Origin of the sequence: Streptomyces sp. NPDC001373 (assembly GCF_042895815.1) — a bacterium.
GTDB lineage: Bacteria > Actinomycetota > Actinomycetes > Streptomycetales > Streptomycetaceae > Streptomyces.
In genome coordinates this window covers 700,026-722,192 of sequence record NZ_JBIAWQ010000001.1, presented here as the reverse complement: position 1 = coordinate 722,192, position 22,167 = coordinate 700,026, and the positions used below count along the sequence as shown (strand labels likewise).

General features: G+C 71.4%; 23 protein-coding genes. 5 read left to right on the top strand and 18 right to left on the bottom strand.

Annotation, left to right across the window (positions count from 1 at the left end):
- Positions 1-73: 73 nt before the first annotated feature.
- Together ACFY15_RS03470 and ACFY15_RS03465 are read right to left on the bottom strand one after the other, a co-directional pair.
- The gene (locus tag ACFY15_RS03470; protein WP_390824929.1) at positions 74-355 is read right to left on the bottom strand and encodes a hypothetical protein; all 282 of its coding nucleotides are present in this window, start codon (positions 353-355) and stop codon (positions 74-76) included.
- Positions 352-1,266, bottom strand: a complete 915-nt coding sequence (locus tag ACFY15_RS03465; RefSeq protein ID WP_390824928.1) for an SPFH domain-containing protein — start codon at positions 1,264-1,266, stop codon at positions 352-354. Before ACFY15_RS03465 ends, ACFY15_RS03470 begins: the two co-directional genes overlap by 4 nt.
- Positions 1,267-1,509: 243 nt before the next feature.
- On the opposite strand from ACFY15_RS03465, the gene ACFY15_RS03460 reads away from it, so the two are divergent.
- Complete coding sequence (locus ACFY15_RS03460; RefSeq protein ID WP_390824927.1) at positions 1,510-3,807, top strand: transglycosylase domain-containing protein; 2,298 nt, start codon at positions 1,510-1,512, stop codon at positions 3,805-3,807.
- A gap of 79 nt (positions 3,808-3,886) precedes the next feature.
- On the opposite strand, the gene ACFY15_RS03455 is transcribed toward ACFY15_RS03460, so the two are convergent.
- The 3 genes from ACFY15_RS03455 to ACFY15_RS03445 all read right to left on the bottom strand — a co-directional run bounded on the left by ACFY15_RS03455 (position 3,887) and on the right by ACFY15_RS03445 (position 8,469).
- On the bottom strand, positions 3,887-5,983 hold the full coding sequence (locus tag ACFY15_RS03455) for a SpoIIE family protein phosphatase (RefSeq protein ID WP_390824926.1): 2,097 nt from the start codon (positions 5,981-5,983) through the stop codon (positions 3,887-3,889).
- 251 nt (positions 5,984-6,234) lie between these two features.
- A complete protein-coding gene (locus ACFY15_RS03450; RefSeq protein WP_390685143.1) occupies positions 6,235-6,954 on the bottom strand; it encodes a DUF402 domain-containing protein in 720 nt (239 codons plus the stop codon).
- A 111-nt stretch (positions 6,955-7,065) separates the two neighbouring features.
- Complete coding sequence (locus ACFY15_RS03445; RefSeq protein ID WP_390685144.1) at positions 7,066-8,469, bottom strand: class II fumarate hydratase; 1,404 nt, start codon at positions 8,467-8,469, stop codon at positions 7,066-7,068.
- A gap of 108 nt (positions 8,470-8,577) precedes the next feature.
- On the opposite strand from ACFY15_RS03445, the gene ACFY15_RS03440 reads away from it, so the two are divergent.
- Positions 8,578-10,107, top strand: a complete 1,530-nt coding sequence (locus ACFY15_RS03440; RefSeq protein WP_390824925.1) for a ricin-type beta-trefoil lectin domain protein — start codon at positions 8,578-8,580, stop codon at positions 10,105-10,107.
- 145 nt (positions 10,108-10,252) lie between these two features.
- On the opposite strand, the gene ACFY15_RS03435 is transcribed toward ACFY15_RS03440, so the two are convergent.
- The 9 genes from ACFY15_RS03435 to ACFY15_RS03395 all read right to left on the bottom strand — a co-directional run bounded on the left by ACFY15_RS03435 (position 10,253) and on the right by ACFY15_RS03395 (position 16,481).
- Entirely contained in the window at positions 10,253-11,032 is a 780-nt protein-coding gene (locus tag ACFY15_RS03435) for a glycerophosphodiester phosphodiesterase (RefSeq protein ID WP_390824924.1), read from the bottom strand.
- A gap of 93 nt (positions 11,033-11,125) precedes the next feature.
- Positions 11,126-11,734 carry a hypothetical protein gene (locus ACFY15_RS03430; RefSeq protein WP_390824923.1) on the bottom strand — a complete coding sequence of 203 codons (609 nt, stop codon included), beginning with the start codon at positions 11,732-11,734 and terminating at the stop codon, positions 11,126-11,128.
- 619 nt (positions 11,735-12,353) lie between these two features.
- Complete coding sequence (locus ACFY15_RS03425; protein WP_390824922.1) at positions 12,354-12,560, bottom strand: hypothetical protein; 207 nt, start codon at positions 12,558-12,560, stop codon at positions 12,354-12,356.
- Positions 12,561-12,567: 7 nt separating this feature from the next.
- On the bottom strand, positions 12,568-12,810 hold the full coding sequence (locus tag ACFY15_RS03420) for a hypothetical protein (protein ID WP_390824921.1): 243 nt from the start codon (positions 12,808-12,810) through the stop codon (positions 12,568-12,570).
- Positions 12,807-12,995, bottom strand: coding sequence for a hypothetical protein (locus tag ACFY15_RS03415; RefSeq protein ID WP_390824920.1), 189 nt, complete (start codon positions 12,993-12,995; stop codon positions 12,807-12,809). The genes ACFY15_RS03420 and ACFY15_RS03415 overlap by 4 nt, the downstream gene beginning before the upstream one ends.
- 61 nt (positions 12,996-13,056) lie before the next feature.
- Entirely contained in the window at positions 13,057-13,887 is an 831-nt protein-coding gene (locus ACFY15_RS03410) for a helix-turn-helix domain-containing protein (protein WP_390824919.1), read from the bottom strand.
- Positions 13,884-14,402 (bottom strand): DUF6879 family protein, encoded by a 519-nt coding sequence (locus ACFY15_RS03405; protein ID WP_390824918.1) that lies wholly within the window; start codon positions 14,400-14,402, stop codon positions 13,884-13,886. Before ACFY15_RS03405 ends, ACFY15_RS03410 begins: the two co-directional genes overlap by 4 nt.
- Positions 14,392-14,589 carry a hypothetical protein gene (locus ACFY15_RS03400; RefSeq protein WP_042816229.1) on the bottom strand — a complete coding sequence of 66 codons (198 nt, stop codon included), beginning with the start codon at positions 14,587-14,589 and terminating at the stop codon, positions 14,392-14,394. Before ACFY15_RS03400 ends, ACFY15_RS03405 begins: the two co-directional genes overlap by 11 nt.
- Before the next feature lie 221 nt (positions 14,590-14,810).
- The gene (locus ACFY15_RS03395; protein WP_390824917.1) at positions 14,811-16,481 is read right to left on the bottom strand and encodes a fumarate hydratase; all 1,671 of its coding nucleotides are present in this window, start codon (positions 16,479-16,481) and stop codon (positions 14,811-14,813) included.
- A gap of 148 nt (positions 16,482-16,629) precedes the next feature.
- Here ACFY15_RS03395 and ACFY15_RS03390 point away from each other — a divergent pair, with 148 nt between their 5' ends.
- The gene (locus ACFY15_RS03390; protein WP_390685148.1) at positions 16,630-17,319 is read left to right on the top strand and encodes a DUF1707 domain-containing protein; all 690 of its coding nucleotides are present in this window, start codon (positions 16,630-16,632) and stop codon (positions 17,317-17,319) included.
- A gap of 143 nt (positions 17,320-17,462) precedes the next feature.
- Positions 17,463-17,858 carry a WhiB family transcriptional regulator gene (locus ACFY15_RS03385; protein WP_390685149.1) on the top strand — a complete coding sequence of 132 codons (396 nt, stop codon included), beginning with the start codon at positions 17,463-17,465 and terminating at the stop codon, positions 17,856-17,858.
- A gap of 95 nt (positions 17,859-17,953) precedes the next feature.
- On the opposite strand, the gene glpX is transcribed toward ACFY15_RS03385, so the two are convergent.
- A complete protein-coding gene (gene glpX / locus ACFY15_RS03380) occupies positions 17,954-18,985 on the bottom strand; it encodes a class II fructose-bisphosphatase (protein ID WP_079429574.1) in 1,032 nt (343 codons plus the stop codon).
- Between the two features lie 227 nt (positions 18,986-19,212).
- Here glpX and ACFY15_RS03375 point away from each other — a divergent pair, with 227 nt between their 5' ends.
- Positions 19,213-19,731, top strand: coding sequence for a DUF4245 domain-containing protein (locus ACFY15_RS03375; RefSeq protein WP_390685496.1), 519 nt, complete (start codon positions 19,213-19,215; stop codon positions 19,729-19,731).
- Between the two features lie 186 nt (positions 19,732-19,917).
- Here ACFY15_RS03375 and ACFY15_RS03370 read toward each other — a convergent pair whose 3' ends face one another.
- From ACFY15_RS03370 to xseA, 3 genes are all read right to left on the bottom strand, one after another.
- A complete protein-coding gene (locus ACFY15_RS03370; RefSeq protein WP_390685150.1) occupies positions 19,918-20,505 on the bottom strand; it encodes a malonic semialdehyde reductase in 588 nt (195 codons plus the stop codon).
- Positions 20,506-20,600: 95 nt separating this feature from the next.
- Positions 20,601-20,840, bottom strand: a complete 240-nt coding sequence (locus ACFY15_RS03365; RefSeq protein ID WP_366454538.1) for an exodeoxyribonuclease VII small subunit — start codon at positions 20,838-20,840, stop codon at positions 20,601-20,603.
- Positions 20,841-20,865: 25 nt separating this feature from the next.
- The gene (gene xseA / locus ACFY15_RS03360) at positions 20,866-22,134 is read right to left on the bottom strand and encodes an exodeoxyribonuclease VII large subunit (RefSeq protein ID WP_390685151.1); all 1,269 of its coding nucleotides are present in this window, start codon (positions 22,132-22,134) and stop codon (positions 20,866-20,868) included.
- Positions 22,135-22,167: the final 33 nt, after the last annotated feature.

Below are 22,167 nucleotides of genomic sequence, written 5' to 3'. Positions count from 1 at the left end.
GGCGCAGGTGGACGCAAAGGGGCCCGGGCGCGGGGTCGCGCCCGGGCCCGAGCCCGGGGCCGGGGTGGGACGGTCAGGTGTCCCGGTTGGTGCGGGGGCGGCCGCGGGGCGGGATCGGGGCGGCGCCGCCCGGGAGGCGGCCGGACTCGGACAGGGCCCGGCGGAGCAGGAACTCGATCTGCGCGTTCGCGCTGCGCAGTTCTTCGCCGGCCCAGCGCGCGAGGGCGTCGTACACCTGCGGGTCGAGCCGCAGCAGCACCTGCTTGCGCGCCTGCCGCCCGGCCCGGGCGGGCTTGGGCTCGCCCGCCGGGTCCGCGTCCGCGTCCTCGGGCCGGGGGCCGCCGACGGGGGTCACTGGTAGAGGGTGCCCGTGTTGACGACCGGCTGGGCCGCGCGGTCGCCGCAGAGGACCACCATCAGGTTGGAGACCATGGCGGCCTTGCGCTCCGGGTCCAGGTCCACGATCTCCTCCTCGGCCAGCCGGGTCAGGGCGAGCTCCACCATGCCCACCGCGCCCTCGACGATCTGCTTGCGGGCCGCCACGACCGCACCGGCCTGCTGGCGCTGGAGCATCGCGGAGGCGATCTCCGGAGCGTACGCGAGGTGGGTGAACCGGGACTCTATGATCTCCACGCCCGCCGCATCGACCCGGAGGGCCAGCTCGGCCGCGAGCTTCTCGGTGATCTCCTCGGCGTTGCCGCGCAGCGACAGGCCGCCCTCGTCGTGGGCGTCGTAGGGGTACTCGATCGCGATGTGCCGGACGGCTGCCTCGGTCTGCGTCTCGACGAACTCCGTGAAGTCCTCGACCTCGAAGACCGCCCGCGCGGTGTCGGCGACCCGCCACACCACGACCGCCGCCAGCTCGATCGGGTTGCCGTAGGCGTCGTTGACCTTCAGGACCGCCGTCTCGTGGTTGCGGACGCGGGTGGAGATCCTCTCGCGGGAGGTCAGGGGGTTGACCCAGCGCAGCCCGTCCGTGCGGATCGTGCCCCGGTAGCGGCCGAAGAGCTGGACCACGCGGGCCTCGCCGGGAGCCACCGTGTTCAGCCCGCTCATGGCCATCGCGGAGGCCAGTACCAGCAGGATGCCGAGCGGGATCAGGGTCGCCTTCGTCGCCGTCGCGGCCGCCGAAGCACCGAGGGCGATCAGGCCCGCCCCGGCCACCGCCCCCACCAGCCCCGACAGCAGCGCGAGGCCGCCGCCGACGCTGTTCGCCGCGAACTCCCGTACATCGAGAGGTCGTTCGTCCGTCATCGTGGCTGTCATGGATTACCCCCGTTTGGTCGGTCGCGTCCGGTCGCGGTCGACCGGAACGCCTAGCAAAGTGATATCACTTTTTGCGGTGACCGCAACCCTTCCGGCATCGTGGGCGTCGGTTCCATTGGAGTGGGTGCTGATTCTCACGTCCGAATTGACCGGTATTGATCAGGGTTAGTCAACCTTTGTCACAGCCTGCGGTGTTAGTTTTCTGAGCTGACGTCGGGGGGGTAATCGAGCGGAGCGGGAGCGATGGGCCGAGCAGATGCGCGACGGGCGCAGCAGCAGCGCGGTGGGCGGAAGGCGCCGACCGGGCGTGCCGCCGGGCGCGCGGACAAGCCGACCGGGAAGAAGCGCGGCGGCATACGCCGCTTCTTCACCTGGAAGACCATCCTCGGGACCTTCCTCGGCGGGATCCTGCTCCTCATAGCCGGCGCGGTCGCCCTCTACTTCTCCGTGGACGAGCCGACCGACCCGAACAAGACGGCGGTCCTCCAGAGCAACACCTACAAGTGGGCCGACGGCTCGGTCATGGCCCGTACGGGCAAGATGAACCGCGAGATCGTCTCGATCGACAAGATCCCGGAGGACGTCCGGACGGCCTTCATCGCGATCGAGAACAAGACCTTCTACAAAGACCGGGGCGTCGACTTCGTGGGTGTGGCCCGCGGTGTCTTCAACACCCTCCGCGGCAAGGGCACGGCCGGCGGTTCGACGATCACCCAGCAGTACGTCAAGAACTACTACCTGACCCAGGACCAGTCGGCGACCCGCAAGCTCCGCGAGATGGTGATCTCCCTCAAGGTCGACCAGCGCATGGAGAAGGACGACATCCTCGCCGGCTACCTGAACACCAACTTCTACGGCCGCAACGCCTACGGCATCCAGGCCGCCGCCCAGGCCTACTACGGCGTGGACTCCAACAAGCTCACCCTGGAGCAGGGCGCCTACCTGGCCGCCGTCATCCAGGCGCCCAGCCAGTACGACTGGGCCACCGCGGGTCCCAACGGCAAGAAGCTGGCCCTGATCCGCTTCAACGCCGTCCTCGACAACATGGTCGAGATGGGCAAGCTCGACAAGGCCAAGCGCGACACCCTGAAGTTCCAGGAGCCCATCAAGCCCAAGCCGCAGCCCGGCATGGACGGCCAGAAAGGCTACCTGATGCAGGCCGCCCGGGCGGAGATGAGCCGCCAGGGCATCAAGGAGGCCGACATCGCGGCCGGCGGCTGGACGATCACCCTCAACATCGACAAGAAGAAGCAGGCCGCGCTGGAGAAGGCCGTCGACGAGGAGCTGGAGTCCAAGCTCGACCGCAAGAACGTCAAGGACCGCCCCCAGGACCAGAGCGTCCAGGCCGGCGCCACCTCCGTGGACGCCAAGACGGGGAACATCGTCGCCATGTACGGCGGCGTGGGCCTGACCGAGAAGGCCGAGAGCAACGCCCTGCGCACCGACTACCAGCCGGGCTCCACCTTCAAGCCGGTCGTGCTGGCCACCGCCCTGGAGACCGGGGCGAAGACCCAGGACGGCCGTCCGATCACCCCGAACGCCCTCTACGACGGCACCAGCAAGCGCCCCGTGGTCGGCAGCGACACGCCCTTCGCCCCGCAGAACCAGGACGACATCAACTACGGCGACCCGATGCTCACGGTCCAGGAGGCCACCAACTCCTCCGTGAACTCGGTGTACGCGCAGATGATCGTGGACGCCAAGCCGCAGGAGGTGAAGAAGACCGCCATATCCCTCGGCATGCGCGACCGCGACGGCTGGCCCGCCGACAAGCCCGCCATGTCGCTCGGCACCATGAGCGCCAACACCGTCGAGATGGCCGGCGTCTACGCCACCTTCGGCAACCACGGCAAGAAGGTCACCCCGACCATCGTCAAGAGCGCCGACCACGTCGACGCCCAGTTCAAGCCGGTCAGCCCCATCGGCGCCCAGGTCATCAAGCGCGAGACCGCCGACACCGTCACCAAGGTCCTGACCGGCGTGGTCCAGGACGGCTCCGGCAAGGCCGTGCGCAGCGACGCCTACCAGGCCGCGGGCAAGACCGGTACCACCGAGTCCAACGTGGCCGCCTGGTTCACCGGTTACACCCCGGAGCTCGTCACCGTCGTCGCGATGTTCGGCGAGGACCCCAACTCGCACGGCCAGGTCACCCTGACCGGTACGGCCGGCAAGGGCCGTGCGGGCGGTTCCAGCTTCCCCGCGCAGATCTGGCAGGCCTACACGCTGGCCGCGCTCAAGGGCGTCACCACGGGCGAGTTCGACCTGTCGGACGCGAAGATGGGCACCCCGGTCGGCCCGACCCGCAGCGCCGTTCCCTCCAGCGGCCCCTCCGGCTCCGTCAGCCCGACGCCGTCCAGCTCCGGCACCCGACCCTCGGGCACCCCGGATCCCTCGGGCAGCGGCACCGGCAAGCCGGACCCGTCCTCCTCGTCGAAGAACCCGACCCCGCCGACGAAGAACCCGACCTCGCCCACGGGTGACCCGCAGCCGCCGACGAAGAAGCCGACGCCGCCGGCGCCCGGCCCGGGCCTGTTGCAGTAGGCACGAGAACACCGCCGCCCCGCAGCGAGAACGCTGCGGGGCGGCGGTTTTTCCGTAGGAGGGACTGTGGGCCCCCGGCTCAGCGCCGGTCGTGCGCCCCCGGCAGGGAGAGCTCGAACCAGACCACCTTGCCGCTGCTCAGCCGGGTCGCGCCCCAGCGCCGCGCCATGCGGTTGACGAGGAACAGGCCGCGCCCGCCCTCGTCGGTCTCCCGGGCCCGGCGCTGGCGCGGCAGCTGCGGGGAGTCGTCGCCGACCTCGCAGCGCAGCACGTCCGTACGCAGCAGGCGCAGGGTCACGGGCCGCTCGGCATACCGGACGGCGTTCGTGACCACCTCGCTGACCAGCAGCTCCAGCGAGTCGCTCAGCTCCTCCAGCCCCCAGCGGGCCAGGGCGCGCCGGGCGAACCGCCGGGCCCGGCCCGGAGCGGTCTCCTCCGGGTCCAGGAACCAGTACGCCACGTCACTGGGCGCGATCCCCTCGAAGCGGGCCGCGAGCAGCGCGATGTCGTCGTCCCGGTCGCCCGGGCCGAGCATGTCCAGCACGTCGTCGCAGAGGGCCTCCAACGGCGGCGAGTGGTCCAGCCCGGTCAGCTGCGCGGTGGTGGCGAGCCGTTCGCGCAGCTGGTCGATGCCCGTCCACACGTCCCGCAGCCGGGACTCCACCAGCCCGTCGGTGTACAGCAGCAGCGTGGCCCCGGCCGGGGCGTCCAGCTCCACGGCCTCGAAGTCCACCCCGCCGACCCCGATGGGGGCGCCCGGCGGGACGCGGAGCACCTCGGCGCGGCCGCCCAGGTGCAGCAGGACCGGCGGCGGGTGGCCGGCGTTGGCGATGGTGATCCGGTGCGAGACCGGGTCGTAGACCGCGTACAGGCAGGTGGCCATCCGGTCGGAGCCGAGCCGCTGGGCCTGCTCGTCCAGGTGGTGCAGCACTTCGGCCGGGGGCAGGTCCAGCTGGGCCAGGGTCTGCGCGGTGGTGCGCAGCTGGCCCATGATCGCGGCGGAGGTCATGGAGTGGCCCATGACGTCGCCGACGACCAGCGCGACCCGGCTGCCGGGCAGCGGTATGGCGTCGTACCAGTCGCCGCCCACCCGGGCCGTCTCGGCGGCGGGCAGGTAGCGCGAGGCCAGCCGCACGCCGGTGGGCTGGGGCAGGCCGTCGGGCAGCATCGTGCGCTGGAGCTCGTCGGCGATGTAGGCCTCGCGGCCGTAGAGGACGGCCTTGTCGATGCCGAGCGCGGTGTGCGTGGCCAGCTGGGCGGCGACGAGCAGGTCGTTCTGCTCGAAGGCGTCCCGGTCCGGGCTGCGCAGGAACACCGCCGCGCCGATCACGCGCCGGCGGCCCCGCAGCGGGGCGAGGATGGCCCGCTGGCCGCTCGGCACCGGATGGTCGGCGCCCAGCAGTTCGGGCAGCGCGTCGCGGGCGCCGGGGGCCGACCCGAACACGGGCCGTACGCCGCGCAGCACCTCGGCGAGGGCCCCGCCGGGCCGGATCTCGCACAGCTCGGCCGCGGGCAGGTCGCCCTGCGGGCCCACCAGCGGCAGCTGGCTGAAGTCGAGTTCGCCGGCGCCCCCCGCGGCTCCGGCGGCCTCGCCGCCGTCGGCCAGGCCCAGATCGTCGATCGGCCGGAGCCGGTCGGTGCGGCGCAGCCTTAAAACGACCGGGCCGACGGGCCGCTCGTCGCCGACGGGCAGCGGGTCGCGCAGGTAGACGAGGATGGCGTCGGAGAAGGTGGGAACGGTCGCCCGGCACAGGCCGAGCACGATCTCGTCGAGGTCGATGCCGCGGGCGATGCGGCGCGTGGCCGCGCCGACGAACCGCAGCCGGTCGCCCTCGCGCCGGGCCGTGCCCGCTTCGGCGGCGCCGTGGCCCGGGCCGCCCGCGCCCGGTCCCGGCAGCGTCTGCGTCCCGGCCGCCGCGGCGGCGGCCTCGTCGGGCCGGCCCGCGTTGCGGGCGGCCCCGCCGTCACGCGACCGCGCGCCCTCGGGGTCCGCGTCCGCGGGGCCGTGGCCGGAGGAGCCCTCGCCGGCGGTGCCGCGCGGGCGCGGGAAGTCGGCATGCGTGCGTACGGCCTCGGCGGCCGCGATGGGGGCCTTGCCGTGGCCGAGCTCGTCCGTACCTCCGCCGGGGGCGACGGTGGGCTGCGGGCCCTCCTGGGAGGTGGGGTACTCCGTCACGCGTGGAATTCCGTCCGTTTGCGCTCGATGTGCGCTGCACTCAACTCGGTCAGTCGCGGTATACCCGCTCAGCGGCGGGGGCACCACCACCCCCGGGTTCCGCGTCCCGCTCGTTACCTTTCTTCCGCGTCGACCTCCGGTCAAGTCCCGGTCGCCGCAGGTCATTTACGGAAGCGGGACCGGGATGGCCCCCCGCGTACGACCGGCGGAGGACGATCCTACGTTTGAACCCCGGGGGCGCATCAAGGGTCTCATGACGTCATATGCGCCGGGGTGCGGTCCCAGTCCTCGGGCAGAACCGGAACTTCCCAGGCGGGATCGGGTCTCCAGTCCTCCCAGCCGTCGCAGAACGGAGGCCCCCAGGCCTCGACGACCTCCAGTGCCGCACGGCCCGCCTCCTCCACGCGCCGCGCCTGTTCCGGGCCGATCAGCCCGATCCGCCGCGCCTGTGCGAACTCGTCCTCGTCCAGCCACTTCCAGCCGCGGTCCGGGTGGACGGCGATGTCCAGGAAGTGGTCCACCGAGTCCACCCCGCCGGACCAGCGGGTCCGGGGCTCCTCCAGGTTCACGTACCAGTTCTTGAACACCCAGCCGTGGTCCCAGAACAGCCATACGGACCAGGGCTCCCCGGGCCGGGCGAGTTTGAGCACCCCGGTGCCGAACCAGCGCGCCCGCCTGGTGGTGCGCGGGGCGGTGTAGCGGGTGGCGAGGGGCTCCTCGTGCACGGAGGTGCCGTCGGCGAGCACCGGCTTGACGCATTCGGTGCCGGGCGCCATCCAGACCGCGAGCAGCTCGTCGGTGTCCTGGACGACGGTCACCGGGCGGGCGATGTGCACCCGCCCCTCCAGTCCGGGCTCGTGGCCGCGGTAGCGCCAGAGGATCCGGTCGCCGGGCGCCCAGCGCACGCCGTCCGCCGCGCCCGGCGCCGCGGGGTGCGCCGCGCCGCTCCCGGACCTGAAATCACCTGTCATGCGCAGATCTTAGGGCGGCACCCCTCCGGGACGCTGCGGTGCAGGTCACGGAGGGGGCCGGGGGATGCGAACGACCGGATTCGGCCCCTGCGGGGGAGGGTCGGCGGCGGGTCAGGGGCGGGTCATCCGCAGGACGTCCAGCGCCTCGTCCAGCTGCTGGAGCGTCAGCGCGCCCCGGTCGACGTAGCCGGACTCCAGGACGACCTCCCGGATCGTCTTGCGCTCGGCGAGCGAGCGCTTGGCGACCTTGGCGGCCTCCTCGTAGCCGATGTAGCGGTTCAGCGGGGTCACCACGGAGGGCGAGGACTCGGCGTACTCCCTGGCCCGCTCGGCGTTGGCGGTGATCCCGTCCACGGTGCGGTCGGCCAGCAGGCGGCTCCCGTTGGCCAGCAGGCGGATCGACTCCAGGAGGTTGCGGGCCATCACCGGGAGCATCACGTTGAGCTCGAAGTTGCCGGCCGCGCCCGCCACGGCGACCGCCGTGTCGTTGCCGGTCACCTGCGCGGCGATCATCAGGAGGGCTTCGGGGACGACCGGATTGACCTTCCCGGGCATGATCGAGGACCCCGGCTGGAGGTCCGGCAGATTGATTTCGGCCAATCCGGTGCGCGGTCCGGAGGCCATCCAGCGCAGATCGTTGCAGATCTTGGTGAGCGAGACGGCGATCGTGCGGAGCATCCCCGACGTCTCCACCAGCGCGTCCCGGGCACCCTGGGCCTCGAAGTGGTCCCGGGCCTCGGTCAGCGGCAGCCCGGTGGCCCGCGCCACCTCGGCGATCACGGCCGCGGAGAACCCGGGCGGGGTGTTGATGCCGGTCCCGACGGCGGTACCGCCCAGCGGCAGTTCGGCCAGCCTCGGCAGGGAGGCGTGCAGGCGCTCGATCCCGTAGCGGATCTGGGCGGCGTACCCGCCGAACTCCTGGCCCAGGGTGACCGGGGTGGCGTCCATCAGGTGCGTGCGCCCGGACTTGACCACCTCCGCGAACGCGGCGGCCTTGCGCTCCAGGGCCAGCTCCAGATGGCGCAGGGCCGGGACCAGGTCGTGGGCGACGGCGGCGGTGGCGGCGATGTGGATGGACGAGGGGAAGACGTCGTTGGAGCTCTGCGAGGCGTTGACGTGGTCGTTGGGGTGGACCTCGCGCCCGAGCCGCTCGGTGGCCAGGGTGGCGATCACCTCGTTGGTGTTCATGTTGGACGAGGTCCCGGAGCCGGTCTGGAACACGTCGACGGGGAAGTGCTCGTCCCAGCGGCCCTCGGCGACCTCCGCCGCGGCCGACCGGATGGCGTCCGAGGTCTCCTCGTCCAGCACCCCGAGCTCCGCGTTGACCAGGGCGGCGGCCGCCTTGATCCGGGCCAGGGCCTCGATGTGGGCGCGTTCGAGGCGCTGCCCGGAGAGCGGGAAGTTCTCCATGGCGCGCTGGGTCTGGGCGCGCCATCTGGCGTGCGCGGGCACCCGTACCTCGCCCATGGAGTCGCGCTCGGTCCGGAACGCCGCTGACTGCTGATCGTCGGTCATCTTCACATCCTCCTCAGAAAGTTGAGCAATTGTCTTGTTCGGACTGTTCCCATCTCCCCTACCGGCCAGTAAATACCGGGGGTAACACCGCTATCGGGGAGGCAGTACATGGCTCGTTCACATGCGAAACCCAGGCTCAGATGTACATTCGCCGCGGTCGCGGCGATCGCGGCCGTCCTCGGGGGCGTCTCCGCCATCACCCCCGTGGCCGAAGCGGCACCCGCCGCATCCGGCTCGATCACACCCCTCTCACCGGAACTCGAAGCCATCCGCGCCGCCGAGGCCACCAAGATCTACGGGGACCCGGCGATCCGCCCCCTCGCCGAGCGCAAGACCGGGCTCATCTCCCTCGGCGACAGCGAGATCTCGGGCGAGGGCGTCGGAAACTACGATCCCGCCACCAACACCCCCACCAACCAGTGCCACCGCTCGCCGGACTCCGCGATCCACCGCACCGGCATCCCGGCCGACCTGACCTTCAACGTCGCCTGCTCCGGCGGCTACACCGGCAACATCCGCATCGGCGGCAGCAAGCAGTACGCCGACGAGCTGGTGCAGAGCGACAACCTGGCCGTCAAGGCCCGCAACACGAAGATCAAGATGGTGCTGCTGGTCGCCGGCGCCAACGACGACCTCCAGTTCGGCCCCGTCATGACCGACTGCGTCACCCGCTGGGTACTCAGCCAGGGCACCTGCGAACCCAAGTACGGGCCCGGCTGGCAGGCCCGCGTCGACGGACTGCGCCCCAAGGTCGAGGCCACGATCGGCGACCTCAAGACGGTCATGCGCGACGCCGGCTACGCCGACTCCGACTACAAGCTCGTCGTGATGGGCTACCCCAGCCCCATCGGCCCCGACTTCAACGACAACCCGAACTTCCCCGGCAAGCTCCCCGGAGGCTGCGCCGGCTACGACTCCGACGCCGCCTGGGGCCGCAACCACGCCGTCCCCGCCTTCGAGAAGGGCATGCGCGCCGCCGCCCTCGCCGCCGGCGCCACCTACCTGGACAACTCGCGGCTCTTCCACGGCCACGAGGTCTGCATGGAGGACACCTGGGCCCGCGGCCTCTACCTCGACCTCGGGGACCACTTCCCCTGGGACGAGAACACCGCCCGCCAGTCCTTCCACCCCAACTACCGCGGCCACGGCGCCTTCGCGTCCTGCCTCACCCAGCTCTACGACTCCGGGCTGCGCGAGGCCTCCTGCGCCGACCCCGCGAGCACCGGCACCCCCGTCCTCCAGGCCGGAGCCTGGGACGATCTCTACAAGCCCCTGAAGAACGAGGCCACCGGCAACTGCCTCGACTCCTTCGGCGGCTCCAGCGCCAACAACACCAAAGTGGTCGGCTGGGACTGCCACGGCGGACGCAACCAGGGCTGGTGGTACGACGCCGCGAACAAGTCCGTGCACGTCGAACTCAGCCAGGACCGCTGCCTCGACGTCACCGGCGCCGACTACGGGGCCGGCACCGGCCTGATCCTCTGGAACTGCCATGGCGGCGCCAACCAGCAGTTCGTCCGCGACGGAGCCACCCTGCACCCCGCCGCCGCCCCCGGCATGTGCCTGACCGTCGCCGCCGCCCACGAGCAGCTGCGCCTGCAGACCTGCAACGGCTCGGCCAACCAGCGCTTCGCGTAGCCGGGGCCCCGCACCACCAGAACCCCCACACCCGGCCGGACTTCCCGGCCGGGTGTTCGCCGGTCCGCAACCGCACGGCCCGCACACGCGTCCGTGGCGCCCGGCAGGCCCCGCGCCCCGTGTACCCGGTGTCCTGGAGCCCCGCTCAGAGCGCTTCGAGCTGCTCGCGCACCTCGCGGGGCCGGTTGGTGATGATCGTCTCCACCCCGAGCCGGACGCACAGCTCCACGTCCGCGGGCTCGTCCACGGTCCACACCCGCACCCGCAGCCCCTTGGCCTTCAGCCGCCCCACCAGCCCCGGGTCCTTGCGCACCAGGTCGATCCCCGGACCGGCATGCCCCGCGAAGGGCGGCCGCGGGGCGCGCAGCCGCCGCTCGATCAGGTGGACGGCGGGCAGCCCGGGCGCCAGCCGGTGCAGCCGGGTCAGCGCGGTGCGGGAGAAGCTCATCACCTCGACACGGCCGTCGGACCCGTCCACGAGCCCGTGCTCCCTCAGCACCCGCACGAGCTCGGCCTCCAGCCGGCCCCCGGCCCGGGTGGGGTGCTTGGTCTCCACGGCCAGCCCGACCGGCCGGTCCGCCGCCAGGGCCTCCTTCAGCAGGTCCTCGAAGAGCAGCACCCGCGCACCCCGGTGCGCCTCCCCCTTCCAGCCGCCGAAGTCGAGCGCGGCCAGCTGCTCGTACGTCAGCTCCGAGACCACCCCGCGCCCGTCGGAGGTCCGCTCCACCGTCCGGTCGTGCACGCACACCAGCCGCCCGTCGGCGCTGAGCCGGACGTCGCACTCCAGGGCGTCGGCCCCGTCGGCGACGGCCTGCCGGTAGGCCTCGATGGTGTGCTCGGGGTGCTCGTGGGAGGCCCCCCGGTGCGCGACCACGCGGATCGCGCGGGTGGTCTCGGGGGAGGGGGCGGGGGTCGTCGCTGCCATGCGGGAATCCTTGCGAACCGGGGTGAACGGCCGGGTGCGGGCCTGTGACCCCGACGTTAACCCGGCGCGGGGCCGGTCACGCCCAGGACGCCGTCACGGCTTCGCGGGGCGCGGGGCCAGGGGCGCCGAGGTGACCTTGAAGCCGCCCTTGACCACCTCCGCGAAGGGGGCCGGGGCCATGCAGGTGCCCACGCGGGGCGCCTCCGCCGTCCCGTCGGGCTTCACGTCCACGTTGGCGATGCCCCAGGAGAAGCCGACCCGGTCCGGGGCGCCGCGCTCCCCGTCCTGGACGCTGATCCCGATCCGCTTGCCCTCCCAGCCGACGTTCGAGGAGGTCACCACCGCCGTGACCACCGCCGTCTTCCCTCCGGTGACCAGGCAGTCCACCCGCGCCTCGGCGACAGCGGTGAAGTTCTGGTCGGGCATGGCGTGGTACACCGTCACCGTGCCGCGCGCGTCGACCGGCATGCCCTGATCCCCGCCCTCGCCCTGGAACGGCCGGCTCCAGGGGACCTGCTCCGCGTCGACGGTGATGCGGATGTCGTGCTCCTTCGGCACGTACGGGTAGGAGACCGTGCCGCCGCCGTGCACCGAGGCGACCTTGGGCGCGGCGGGCGCGGCCGGGGCCGGGGCGGCCCCGACCAGGGTGGCGACGAGGGCGGCAGAGCCGGCCAGGGCGAGGGCGCGCGTACGGTTCTTCATCGTGGAATCCGGTTTCGAAGAGGCTGTCCCGCTGACGTGAACAGCCTCGCCGCCCCCCCCCGACCAGGACGTCTACCGCCGGACCGACATGCGCGAGGCCCCCTCCCCCGCACGGGGGAGGGGCCCTCACCACCAGGGGGCACGGGGCGGCCGGGGCAGGCCTCAGCCCCCGAGCCCGACGCCCGGCCCCCGCGGCCCGGCTTCCGGCGGCGGGGGCTGCGGGCCCCGCCCCGCCCCGGGCGCGGGGCGCCGCAGACGGCCATCCAACGGCCCCGCGCCGAGCGCCCACAGGTCCGAACCGGGGGCGCCCCGGCCCGGAGGCGTCCCCTCGGGCGCCTCCGGCTGGACCGCCTCCGGCTCGGGCGTCGGCGGCTCGGGCGTCGGCGCCTCGACCGCCGCGGGCTGGACCGCCGCCGGTTCGACCGCCGCCTCGACCGCCGGCTCCGCAGGCGCCGCGGTGCGGGGGCAGCGGCGGCTTCGTGCCGCCGTACCGCCAGGGCCGCGGGGAGCAGCTGGCTCCGGAATCTTGGCGAAGGTGACGCAGGCTTCGTCTGCGTCCTCGACAGCTCGGATCGCTGCCCGTTCGTACGAGGAGTACGAAGGCTGTGCCGGCTCGTCCCTATTGGTCATTGGTTCTGGCTTCCTGCTGTGCGGCCTCCACCGTCGCCTGAACGAGCGTGTGAAAGGCTTCCTTCAAAGCCGCCGCCCATTCCCGCGCTTCCCTGGCCGCCAGGATGCGGGCAAATCCGCCTTCCAGTTCCGCCCGCTCTTGGGGCGTGAAGTGGCAGCGAGGCGGGGGGCTCATGTGTGCCTTCTCATCTCCCATGAGCCGATCACCTTTCGGGGCTGTCGACCCGGTGGACCAGGGCGATGTCCTCGAACCCTCGAAGAAAGCGGCCGTGACCGGCGTTCAGGCCCGTGTGGGCCATGCACTGCCGGTCGACCTCGGCCACGTCCGGCCCGGGCACGGCCGCCCAGCCGCAGCCCTCATGGAGGCAACTCGCCAGTACCGTGGGAGCGGTCTCGGGGTCCCTGATGATCCGGTGCTCGACGTACCGGAGGACTGAGCGCGTCACCGCCGCGTCCCGTCCGGGTTCACGCACCGGGTGTGCCAGTAGGCCACCCTCGGCGGCCCGTCCTTCTGGCCGAGCATTCCCCGCCGGGCGATGTGGTGAAGGGGGATGGGCATGCTGCACGACGGGCATGTCTCGCGCTTGCCGGTGAACGTCGCGTACTCGAACGTGTCCGTCATGGTTGCCATTTCGCACCCCTCGCCATTTCGGGAACCGACAACCAATGGTGTCGGGGTGCTGGACCAGGCTCTAGCCGGTTTCCTGTTCGCGCAAGAACTCTTCCCGAAGGCTCTCAAGCATCATGCGCGCCTCGTCGCCGGAAACTGCTGTGGCGGAAAATCCCTCGAACTTGCGGACGTAGAGGGCCACGTCTCTCGGGTCTGTAACCACTATTTCGGCGTGTGTGGTCTCGACGGTGACGGTTCGGTCGTCCCGGATAACGAATGCGTGATTGGGTATGTCATGCTGCCGCACGGACAACGGGACGATTCGAATGTCTATGTGTGGTAGGCGCGAGAGGGAAACGATCCGATCGATCTGCTCCGCCATCCTGGAAGCCGTCACGATCCGCCAACGGAGGACGGGTTCTGTAATGACGAAGTGGAGTTCCTTGGATGAGTCGTAGAGCGCCTGTTGGCGTTCGAGGCGGGCGCTGATGGTCTTGGTGAGCACGTCCTCGCCGAGGTCATGACGGGACAGAATGGCCCTGATGTATTCCGGCGTTTGAAGCAGCCCGGGGACCAAAGCCGGCTGGAAGAGTCTCAGTAATGCCATTTGGGCTTCAAGGGCCCTTGTCTGCTGCTGGGCCTTGTGTACTCCCATGCGGCGGACGAGTCGCCACGCTGTAGCCTCTGTCGCTGCTGCCCTGACGGCCTCTAGATACTCTTCCTTGACTTCATCTGAGACGCCGATAGCTGTGAGGATGCGCTCAACATCCCCTACGGACGGAGCAACCTTCGCAGTCTCGATCTTGCTCAGCTTGCTTGCAGACATGACGGCACTGCGGGCTACGGCCTTTGCCTCCTTGCCGGATGCTAGCCGTAGCGCCCGCAGTGCGGCCCCCAGCTGTCCTCTGTTCACGCGCCGTGCTTCGCCCACCATTCGGAGAACGGTGCGGCGTGATCCATGGCCGTGTCGCGATACGCGCGGAACTCCCCTGCACGCTCCTCGGGGAGAATTTCGGCCCCGAGGAACGCCCCGTCGTCCGAGTAGTTCATTACTCCGGCTGTCAGGCCGTCCATCAGCCAGAAATCCGGAACGCCTTCAAGGGGGTTGTGGCGGTCGGTGGTGTCAAGAATGAAGAACTCTTCACCGCCCGTCATGTTCTTCCTGTAACCCCATCCGAGTTCGAACCGCAGATACGGAGTGAGGGGGCGGGAGAGGATGTGCACGCGGTAGATGCGCTTGCCCTTGCCAGTGTGCGATCGCAGCTCCGAGACCCAGGTTTCGTTGTAATCGGGTGGCTGGGCTTCGCCAGCAAGGAACGCCCTATAGGTATCCGTGCTCCCTGACTTGCCGTAGTCGTCCAGGGTCTCCAGGCGGAACGCCTCCAGCTGGAAGGCGTCGAACAGCTCGCCAAGATTCTTAGGCGCCACGAAGGCCCTTCCGGATGAGATCGAAGATCAGCTGTTCCGGGATCTCGACCACGGTTTCGTGTGCAGGAATTTCCAGACCATGGTCGGTCGGGGTCTCGCCCTGCACCAGCAGGGTGCCCCGGTCCGTGGCGTAGATGGTCGGGCAGTCCTTGAGGTCGCAGGTACTCACAAGCTTGGTGACCTTCACGGGGGTCCCTTCTTGGCCTTCAGCGTCTACTCACGGACGATGCTGGCGACCAACTGGCCTCAGGCGCAAGGGCTTCCAGTTTCCGTTACGGGAAACCGGTGTGAGGCGGGCGGGTACTGCCCCCTCGGTGTGGCAGGCAGCGACAGAGCCCCTGACGGCTGCCAGGGGCTCTGTGGGCGCGTGAACGTTCGGCGCGGGTCAGGGGACCCGCAAGCGGGCCGCTACGCCAGGCCGGGGCCGCGCACCGGGATGGTGGTGAACGTCGGCTGCTCGGGTTCACGCGAGGTGAAGAAGTCGTTGCCCTTGTCGTCGACGACGATGAACGCCGGGAAGTCCTCGACCTCGATCTTCCAGACCGCCTCCATGCCGAGCTCCTCGTACTCCAGGACCTCGACCTTCTTGATGCAGTCCTGCGCCAGGCGGGCCGCCGGGCCGCCGATGGAGCCCAGGTAGAAGCCGCCGTGCGCGCCGCACGCGTCGGTCACCTGCTGCGAGCGGTTGCCCTTGGCCAGCATGACCTTGGAGCCGCCCGCCGCCTGGAACTGCTCGACGTAGGAGTCCATGCGGCCGGCCGTGGTCGGGCCGAAGGAGCCGGAGGCGTAGCCCTCGGGGGTCTTGGCCGGGCCGGCGTAGTACACCGGGTGGTCCTTGAGGTACTGCGGCATGCCCTCGCCCGCGTCCAGCCGCTCCTTGATCTTGGCGTGCGCGATGTCGCGGGCCACGACCAGGGGTCCGGTCAGGCTGAGGCGGGTCTTGACCGGGTGCTTGGTGAGCGTCGCCAGGATGTCGTCCATCGGCTGGTTCAGGTCGATGCGGACCACGTCGGCCGTCTCGTCCAGGTGCTCGTCCGTGGTCTCCGGCAGGAAGCGCGCCGGGTCGGTCTCCAGCTGCTCCAGGAAGACGCCCTCGGCGGTGATCTTCGCGACGGCCTGGCGGTCGGCGGAGCAGGACACCGCGATGGCGACCGGGAGGGAGGCGCCGTGGCGGGGCAGGCGCACCACGCGGACGTCGTGGCAGAAGTACTTGCCGCCGAACTGGGCGCCGATGCCGATCTTCTGGGTCAGCTCGAAGACCTGCTGCTCCAGGGCCTCGTCGCGGAAGCCGTGGCCCAGCGCGGAGCCCTCGCGGGGGAGCTCGTCCAGGTAGTGGGCGGAGGCGTACTTGGCGGTCTTGAGCGCGTGCTCGGCGGAGGTGCCGCCGACGACGATCGCCAGGTGGTACGGCGGGCAGGCGGCCGTGCCGAGCGAACGGATCTTCTCCTCCAGGAACTTCATCATGGAGGCCTCGTTGAGGACCGCCTTGGTCTCCTGGTAGAGGAAGGACTTGTTGGCCGAGCCGCCGCCCTTGGCCATGAAGAGGAACTTGTACGCGCCGCCGTCGGTCGCGTAGAGCTCGATCTGCGCGGGCAGGTTCGAGCCGGTGTTCTTCTCCTCCCACATGGTCAGGGGGGCCATCTGCGAGTAGCGCAGGTTCAGCCGGGTGTAGGCGTCGTAGATGCCGCGGGAGAGGGCCGCCTCGTCGCCGCCCTCGGTGAGGACGTTCTGGCCGCGCTTGCCCATCACGATCGCCGTGCCCGTGTCCTGGCACATCGGCAGCACGCCGGCCGCCGCGATGTTGGCGTTCTTGAGCAGGTCGAGGGCGACGAACTTGTCGTTCGCGCTCGCCTCCGGGTCGTCGATGATGCGGCGCAGCTGGGCCAGGTGCGCGGGGCGCAGGAAGTGCTGGATGTCGTGGATGGCCTCCTCGGCGAGCTTGCGCAGCGCCTCCGGCTCGACCTTGAGGAACGTACGCCCGTCGGCCTCGAAGGTCGAGACGCCCTCGGAGGTCACCAGCCGGTAGGGGGTGGTGTCCTCGCCCAAGGGCAGCAGGTCGGTGTACGCGAACTCCGGCATGGTGGCCAATCCTCACTCGGCAGACAGCGCTGACGCCCGATTTGGCAGCGCGGCTATCCAGCGTAGAACCTCCCGGTGCGGCCTCGTCTGTGAGGTAGGGCTCACCGGCCAGTATCGCGATCTATCGTGTCTCGCTATGCTGGCCGGCGTGGACCTGGAAAAGCACCCCGCCGCCCCTGCCCCCGCGCCCGCTCCCGGGACGCCCGCCGCCCCGGCCGTCGGCGGGCTGCGCGCCTCCGACGCCGACCGGGACCGGATCGCGCAGATCCTCTCCGACGCCCTCGCGGAGGGCCGGCTGACCGCCGAGGAGCACTCCGAGCGCCTGGACACCCTCTACGCGGTCAAGACGGTGGGGGAGCTGGAGGTGCTCGTGCAGGACCTGCCGGCCGGAGCCGCCGCTGCCGCCGCGCACCGGTCCGCCGCCCCGGTCCCCGCCGTGCCGGGCGCCGGGCCGGTCGAGTCGGTGGTGGCCGTGTGCAGCAGCTCCGCCCGCAAGGGCCGCTGGCGCCCCGGCGCGCACACCCGCGCCGTCTCCGTCATGGGCGACATCACCATCGACCTCACCGAGGCCGTCTTCGAGCAGCAGGTCACCGAGTTCAACGTGGTCTCGGTCCTCGGCAACGTCGAGATCCTGGTCCCGGAGAACGTCACCCTGCGCGGCTACGGCAGCGGGGTCCTCGGCAACTTCGAGGTGCGCGGCGAGGGCGCGACCGCCGACCCCCAGGCGCCGGTCGTGATCGTCCGCGGCTTCGCCCTGCTCGGCAACATCGAGGCCCGCGCCAAGCTCGGCGCCCGCCTGGTCGACCTCGCGGAGAAGCTGCGCAAGCGGCTTCGCTGAGCCGTCCGCCGGGCCCGCCCGCAAGTGGTTCGGTTTCGGACGATCCTCGGCGGGCGCGCCGCGCCCGGTGCATACGGGCACGCGCAGCGGGTAGGGACAGGTGCATCGTCTCTCGCTCGCGTACACGTCGTCAGGAGTAGACCGTGCCGCATCCGCCGCATCAGTCCCTGCAGGCAGCCCTCCAGAGTCTTCAGACGCGCCCGGTCGCCGTGCCGAGGCCGCGGGTGCCGGCGAGGGAAGAGGAGGACGGGCCCTGGCACGCGGAGGCGGTGTGCCGCAGGGACGAGGCGGGGCTCTTCTTCGCGCCGTCCAAGGAGCCGACCGCGGCCCGGCTGGCCCGCGAGGAGGCCGCCAAGCGGGTCTGCGCCCGCTGTCCCGTGATGGTCGCCTGCCGGGAGCACGCCCTGCTCCAGCCCGAGCCGTACGGCGTCTGGGGCGGTCTGACCGCCGCCGAGCGGCGGGTGGTGCTGGGCCGCAGGAGGCGCCGCGCCGCCGAGCTGCTGCCCGGCGCGCCCGGGCCGGTCGCCGCGGCGGGCTGACCCGTACCGGGCCTGCCCGTACCGGAGACGACTGAGGGGCGGCCCCCCGCACAGGGGCCGCCCTTCGGGCGTGCCGTCACCGGCCGCGGGTCCCGCTACTGGGCGCGGCCCAGGGAGATGCCGCTGTAGGCGCGCAGCTTCGACAGGCGGTGCGTGGAGTCGATCTGCCGGATCGTGCCCGACTTCGAGCGCATGACCAGCGAGGACGTGGTCGCGGTCTCCGAGCGGTAGTGGACGCCGCGCAGCAGCTCGCCGTCCGTGATGCCGGTCGCGACGAAGAAGACGTTCTCGCCGGAGACCAGGTCGTTGGTGGTCAGGACGCGGTCGAGGTCGTGGCCCGCGTCGATGGCCTTCTGGCGCTCGGCCTCGTCCTTGGGCCAGAGCTTGCCCTGGATGGTGCCGCCGAGGCACTTTATGGCGCAGGCCGAGATGATGCCCTCGGGGGTGCCGCCGATGCCCATGAGCAGGTCCACGCCGGTGCCCTCGCGCACCGCCATGACCGAGCCGGCGACGTCGCCGTCGGAGATGAACTTGATCCGGGCGCCGGTCTCGCGGATCTCCTTGACGATGCCCTCGTGGCGGGGGCGGTCCAGGATGACGACCGTGACGTCCTCGGGGGCGATGCTCTTGGCCTTGGCGACCCGGCGGATGTTGACCGAGACCGGGGCGTTGATGTCGACGAAGTCGGCGGCCTCGGGGCCGGTGACGAGCTTGTCCATGTAGAAGACGGCGGACGGGTCGAACATCGTGCCGCGGTCGGCGGCCGCCAGGACGGCGATGGCGTTCGGCATGCCCTTGGCGTTCAGGGTGGTCCCGTCGATCGGGTCCACGGCGATGTCGACCTCGGCGCCGGTGCCGTCACCGACGTGCTCGCCGTTGAAGAGCATCGGGGCTTCGTCCTTCTCCCCCTCGCCGATGACGACGACGCCGTTCATCGAGACGGTGGAGATCAGGGTCCGCATCGCGTTGACCGCGGCGCCGTCGGCGCCGATCTTGTCGCCACGGCCGACCCACCGGCCCGCGGCGAGTGCCGCAGCCTCGGTGACCCGTACGAGTTCGAGGGCGAGGTTGCGGTCAGGCGAGTCGGGGGCTACTTCGAGCTGGGGCGGCAGGTTGTGCTCGGTCATCGGAGCGCACCTTTCTGTACGACGACGGCCGGGAGTGTGAGGGTGCTGAAACTCTATCGGTTCGTCGACATATTGAGCAGAGCGGGTCACGTATGAGCGGATTATCGGTCAGCCCGTCCGGCTGAGCGGACGCGTCGCGCCCCTCGCCGGCCGCCCGCCCCGGCCCGCCACGCCGACCCCGGCGGTGATCGCCGTCGGTCATGCGGGACGATGGTGGGGTGGCAGGTATGAAAGGCAAGCAGACGGTCTGGGACATGGTCCGGTCGCTGGCGGTGATCGGTGTCGTGGTGGCGGGGATCTACATCTTCATCCCGCACGACGACAAAGCCGACCCGACGCGCACGGTCGACTACCGGGTGGAGACCCTCACGGCCCGGCGCGCGGCCCCGTACCCGGTGGCGGCCCCCGTGGGCCTCCCGGAGCAGTGGCGGGCGACGTCGGTGACGTTCGAGCGCAAGAACGCCAACGCCTGGCACCTGGGTTTCCTGGACCCGGAGCAGCAGTACGTGGCGGTCGAGCAGTCCACGGACGCCTCGAAGAAGAACCTGGACCAGCTCACCCAGAAGGCCGCGCCCACCGGGCAGACCCAGCAGGTCGGCGACCGGGCGTGGGAGCGCTGGGACGGCGAGAAGTACGACGCGCTGGTGCGCCAGGAGCAGGGCTACGTCACGGTGGTCACCGGAACGGCCTCCTTCGAGCGGCTGGGCGCGATGGCGGCGGCGCTGGAGTTCAAGCAGGGCCAGTAGGCCGTCGGGGTCGGCCGGCCTTCCGTGCGGCGGGTTCGGCCGGCCCTCCGTGCGGCGGGGCCTGCGGGCCCCCGTGCGGCGGGGCCTGCGGGCCCCCGCCCGGCCGTGCCGGACGACGCGAGAAGGCCGCCCTCCCCGGGGGAACCGGGGAGGGCGGCCTTCCGCGCGTTTCCGTCGGGCCGGGGCTCAGACGGTGGTGACGACCTCGTCGTAGGACAGGCGCGGCGAGCGGGGGTGGAAGGCGTCCTCGCCCGGCTTGCCGATGTTGACGACCATCAGGGCGGAGTGGTCGCCGTCGAGGAACTCCTTGTTGATGCCCTCGAAGTCGGCACCGGTCATCGGGCCGGCGGCCAGGCCGGCGGCCCGCACGCCCACGATGAAGTAGGCGGCCTGCAGCGCGGCGTTCATGCCGGCGAAGCGCTCGCGGTTCGGACGCTCGGTGAAGAAGCCCTTGACCTGCGGGTAGTGCGGCAGGAGGGTGTCGAACTCCTCGTGGAACTCGTTGTCCGCGGAGAGGATCGCGACCAGCGGGGCGGCGGCGGTCTTGGCCTTGTTGCCGTCCGACATCAGGTTCACCAGGCGCTCACGGGCCTCGGCCGAGCGGACCAGGGTCACGCGCAGCGGGGTCGCGTTGAAGGCGGTCGGGCCGTACTTCACCAGGTCGTAGATGGCCTGGACCTGCTCGTCGGTCACCGGCTCGTCGGAGAACGAGTTGGCGGTGCGGGCCTCGCGGAACAGCAGGTCCTGAGCAGCGGCGTCGAGCACGAGAGACATCGGTAAGCCTTCTTCTGTACGGAGGTGAAGCGGTACCCCGACCTTAGGCAGAAATAGATGAAATTTCAACTACTTGCCGGTGCCGGTGATCCGGATCACTCCTCCCGGCCGTCCCCGCCGGCCGCGTCCGCCGCCTCCCGGGCGGCCAGCGCCGAGTCCAGCCGGGCGCGGGCGCCCTCCAGCCAGTGGCGGCAGACCTGCGCCAGCTCCTCGCCGCGCTCCCAGAGCGCGAGCGACTCCTCCAGCGAGGTGCCGCCGGCCTCCAGCCTGCGGACGACCTCGACGAGTTCGTCGCGGGCCTGTTCGTAGCCCAGCGCGGTATCGGTCTCAGACATTCCCGTGTCCCATCGTAGATGTGTGTTACAGCGATTTCGTTGCCGGAACGTGGCCGTCCGTCCGCTCTGTACCGATTCCCGAGCGGGCCTCCAGCACGGTCACCGTGAACTCGCCCTCCGCCACCCGCGCGCGCAGCTCCTCGCCCGGCGCCACCTCCCCGGGCGCCCGCACCACGTGCCCGTCCGCCCGCTGGAGCACCGCGTACCCGCGCTCCATCGTGGCCGCCGGCGACAGCGCCACCACCCGCGCGCGCGTGTGCTCCAGCTCCGACTCCGCCCGGTCCAGCAGGTGCCCCAGCGTGCGCCGGCTGCGGGCCAGCAGGGCCTCCAGCTCCTCCTCCCGGGTCTCCACCATCCGCTGCGGATGCACGAACACCGGCCGCGCGAGCGCGTGCGCCAGTCCCCGCTCCTCCCGCTCCAGCAGCCCCCGCAGCGCCCGCAGCCCCCGCCCCTGGAGCTGGCGCACCCGCTCCAGCTCCTCGCCGACGTCCGGGACGACCTTCTTCGCCGCGTCCGTCGGCGTCGAGGCCCGCAGGTCCGCCACCAGGTCCAGCAGCGGGGAGTCCGGCTCGTGCCCGATCGCCGAGACCACCGGCGTACGGGCCGCCGCGACCGTCCGCACGACCTCCTCGTCGGAGAACGGCAGCAGGTCCTCCACACTGCCCCCGCCCCGCGCCACGATGATCACGTCGACCTCGTCCAGGGCGTCCAGCTCCTTGACCGCCCGCACCACCTGCGGCACCGCGTGCACCCCCTGCACGGCCACGTTGCGCACCTCGAAGCGCACCGCCGGCCAGCGCCGCCGCGCGTTCTCCAGCACGTCCCGCTCGGCCGCCGAGGCCCGCCCCACCACCAGCCCGACCAGCTGCGGCAGGAACGGCAGCGGCTTCTTGCGCTCCAGCGCGAACAGCCCCTCCGAGGCCAGCGACCGCTTGAGCCGCTCCAGGCGCGCCAGCAGCTCCCCGATGCCGACGGGCCGTATCTCCGTGACCCGCAGGGACAGCTGACCGCGCGGGGCGTACCACTCCGGCTTCGCCAGGACGACGACCCGCGCACCCTCCGCGACCACGTCCGCGACCTCGTCGAAGACCTGCCGGAAGCAGGTGACGCTGACCGAGATGTCGTGCGACGGGTCGCGCAGCGTCAGGAACACCACCCCCGCCCCCGGCCGCCGGGACAGCTGCGTGATCTGCCCCTCCACCCACACCTGGCCCAGCCGGTCGATCCAGCCCCCGATGAGCCGGGACACCTGACCGACCGGCAGCGGCGCCTCCGCCGACGTATTCAGACCCATGCAGGCAGGCTATCCGCCGACGCTGACAGCGTC

Excerpts from the sequence above, each read along its gene's own strand:
- ACFY15_RS03465 (WP_390824928.1), bottom strand. The coding sequence starts at position 1,266 with ATGACAGCCACGATGACGGACGAACGACCTCTCGATGTACGGGAGTTC.
- ACFY15_RS03460 (WP_390824927.1), top strand. The coding sequence starts at position 1,510 with ATGGGCCGAGCAGATGCGCGACGGGCGCAGCAGCAGCGCGGTGGGCGG.
- ACFY15_RS03450 (WP_390685143.1), bottom strand. The coding sequence starts at position 6,954 with ATGACAGGTGATTTCAGGTCCGGGAGCGGCGCGGCGCACCCCGCGGCG.
- ACFY15_RS03445 (WP_390685144.1), bottom strand. The coding sequence starts at position 8,469 with ATGACCGACGATCAGCAGTCAGCGGCGTTCCGGACCGAGCGCGACTCC.
- ACFY15_RS03440 (WP_390824925.1), top strand. The coding sequence starts at position 8,578 with ATGGCTCGTTCACATGCGAAACCCAGGCTCAGATGTACATTCGCCGCG.
- ACFY15_RS03435 (WP_390824924.1), bottom strand. The coding sequence starts at position 11,032 with ATGGCAGCGACGACCCCCGCCCCCTCCCCCGAGACCACCCGCGCGATC.
- ACFY15_RS03430 (WP_390824923.1), bottom strand. The coding sequence starts at position 11,734 with ATGAAGAACCGTACGCGCGCCCTCGCCCTGGCCGGCTCTGCCGCCCTC.
- ACFY15_RS03425 (WP_390824922.1), bottom strand. The coding sequence starts at position 12,560 with ATGGGAGATGAGAAGGCACACATGAGCCCCCCGCCTCGCTGCCACTTC.
- ACFY15_RS03415 (WP_390824920.1), bottom strand. The coding sequence starts at position 12,995 with ATGGCAACCATGACGGACACGTTCGAGTACGCGACGTTCACCGGCAAG.
- ACFY15_RS03395 (WP_390824917.1), bottom strand. The coding sequence starts at position 16,481 with ATGCCGGAGTTCGCGTACACCGACCTGCTGCCCTTGGGCGAGGACACC.
- glpX (WP_079429574.1), bottom strand. The coding sequence starts at position 18,985 with ATGACCGAGCACAACCTGCCGCCCCAGCTCGAAGTAGCCCCCGACTCG.
- ACFY15_RS03375 (WP_390685496.1), top strand. The coding sequence starts at position 19,213 with ATGAAAGGCAAGCAGACGGTCTGGGACATGGTCCGGTCGCTGGCGGTG.
- ACFY15_RS03370 (WP_390685150.1), bottom strand. The coding sequence starts at position 20,505 with ATGTCTCTCGTGCTCGACGCCGCTGCTCAGGACCTGCTGTTCCGCGAG.
- ACFY15_RS03365 (WP_366454538.1), bottom strand. The coding sequence starts at position 20,840 with ATGTCTGAGACCGATACCGCGCTGGGCTACGAACAGGCCCGCGACGAA.
- xseA (WP_390685151.1), bottom strand. The coding sequence starts at position 22,134 with ATGGGTCTGAATACGTCGGCGGAGGCGCCGCTGCCGGTCGGTCAGGTG.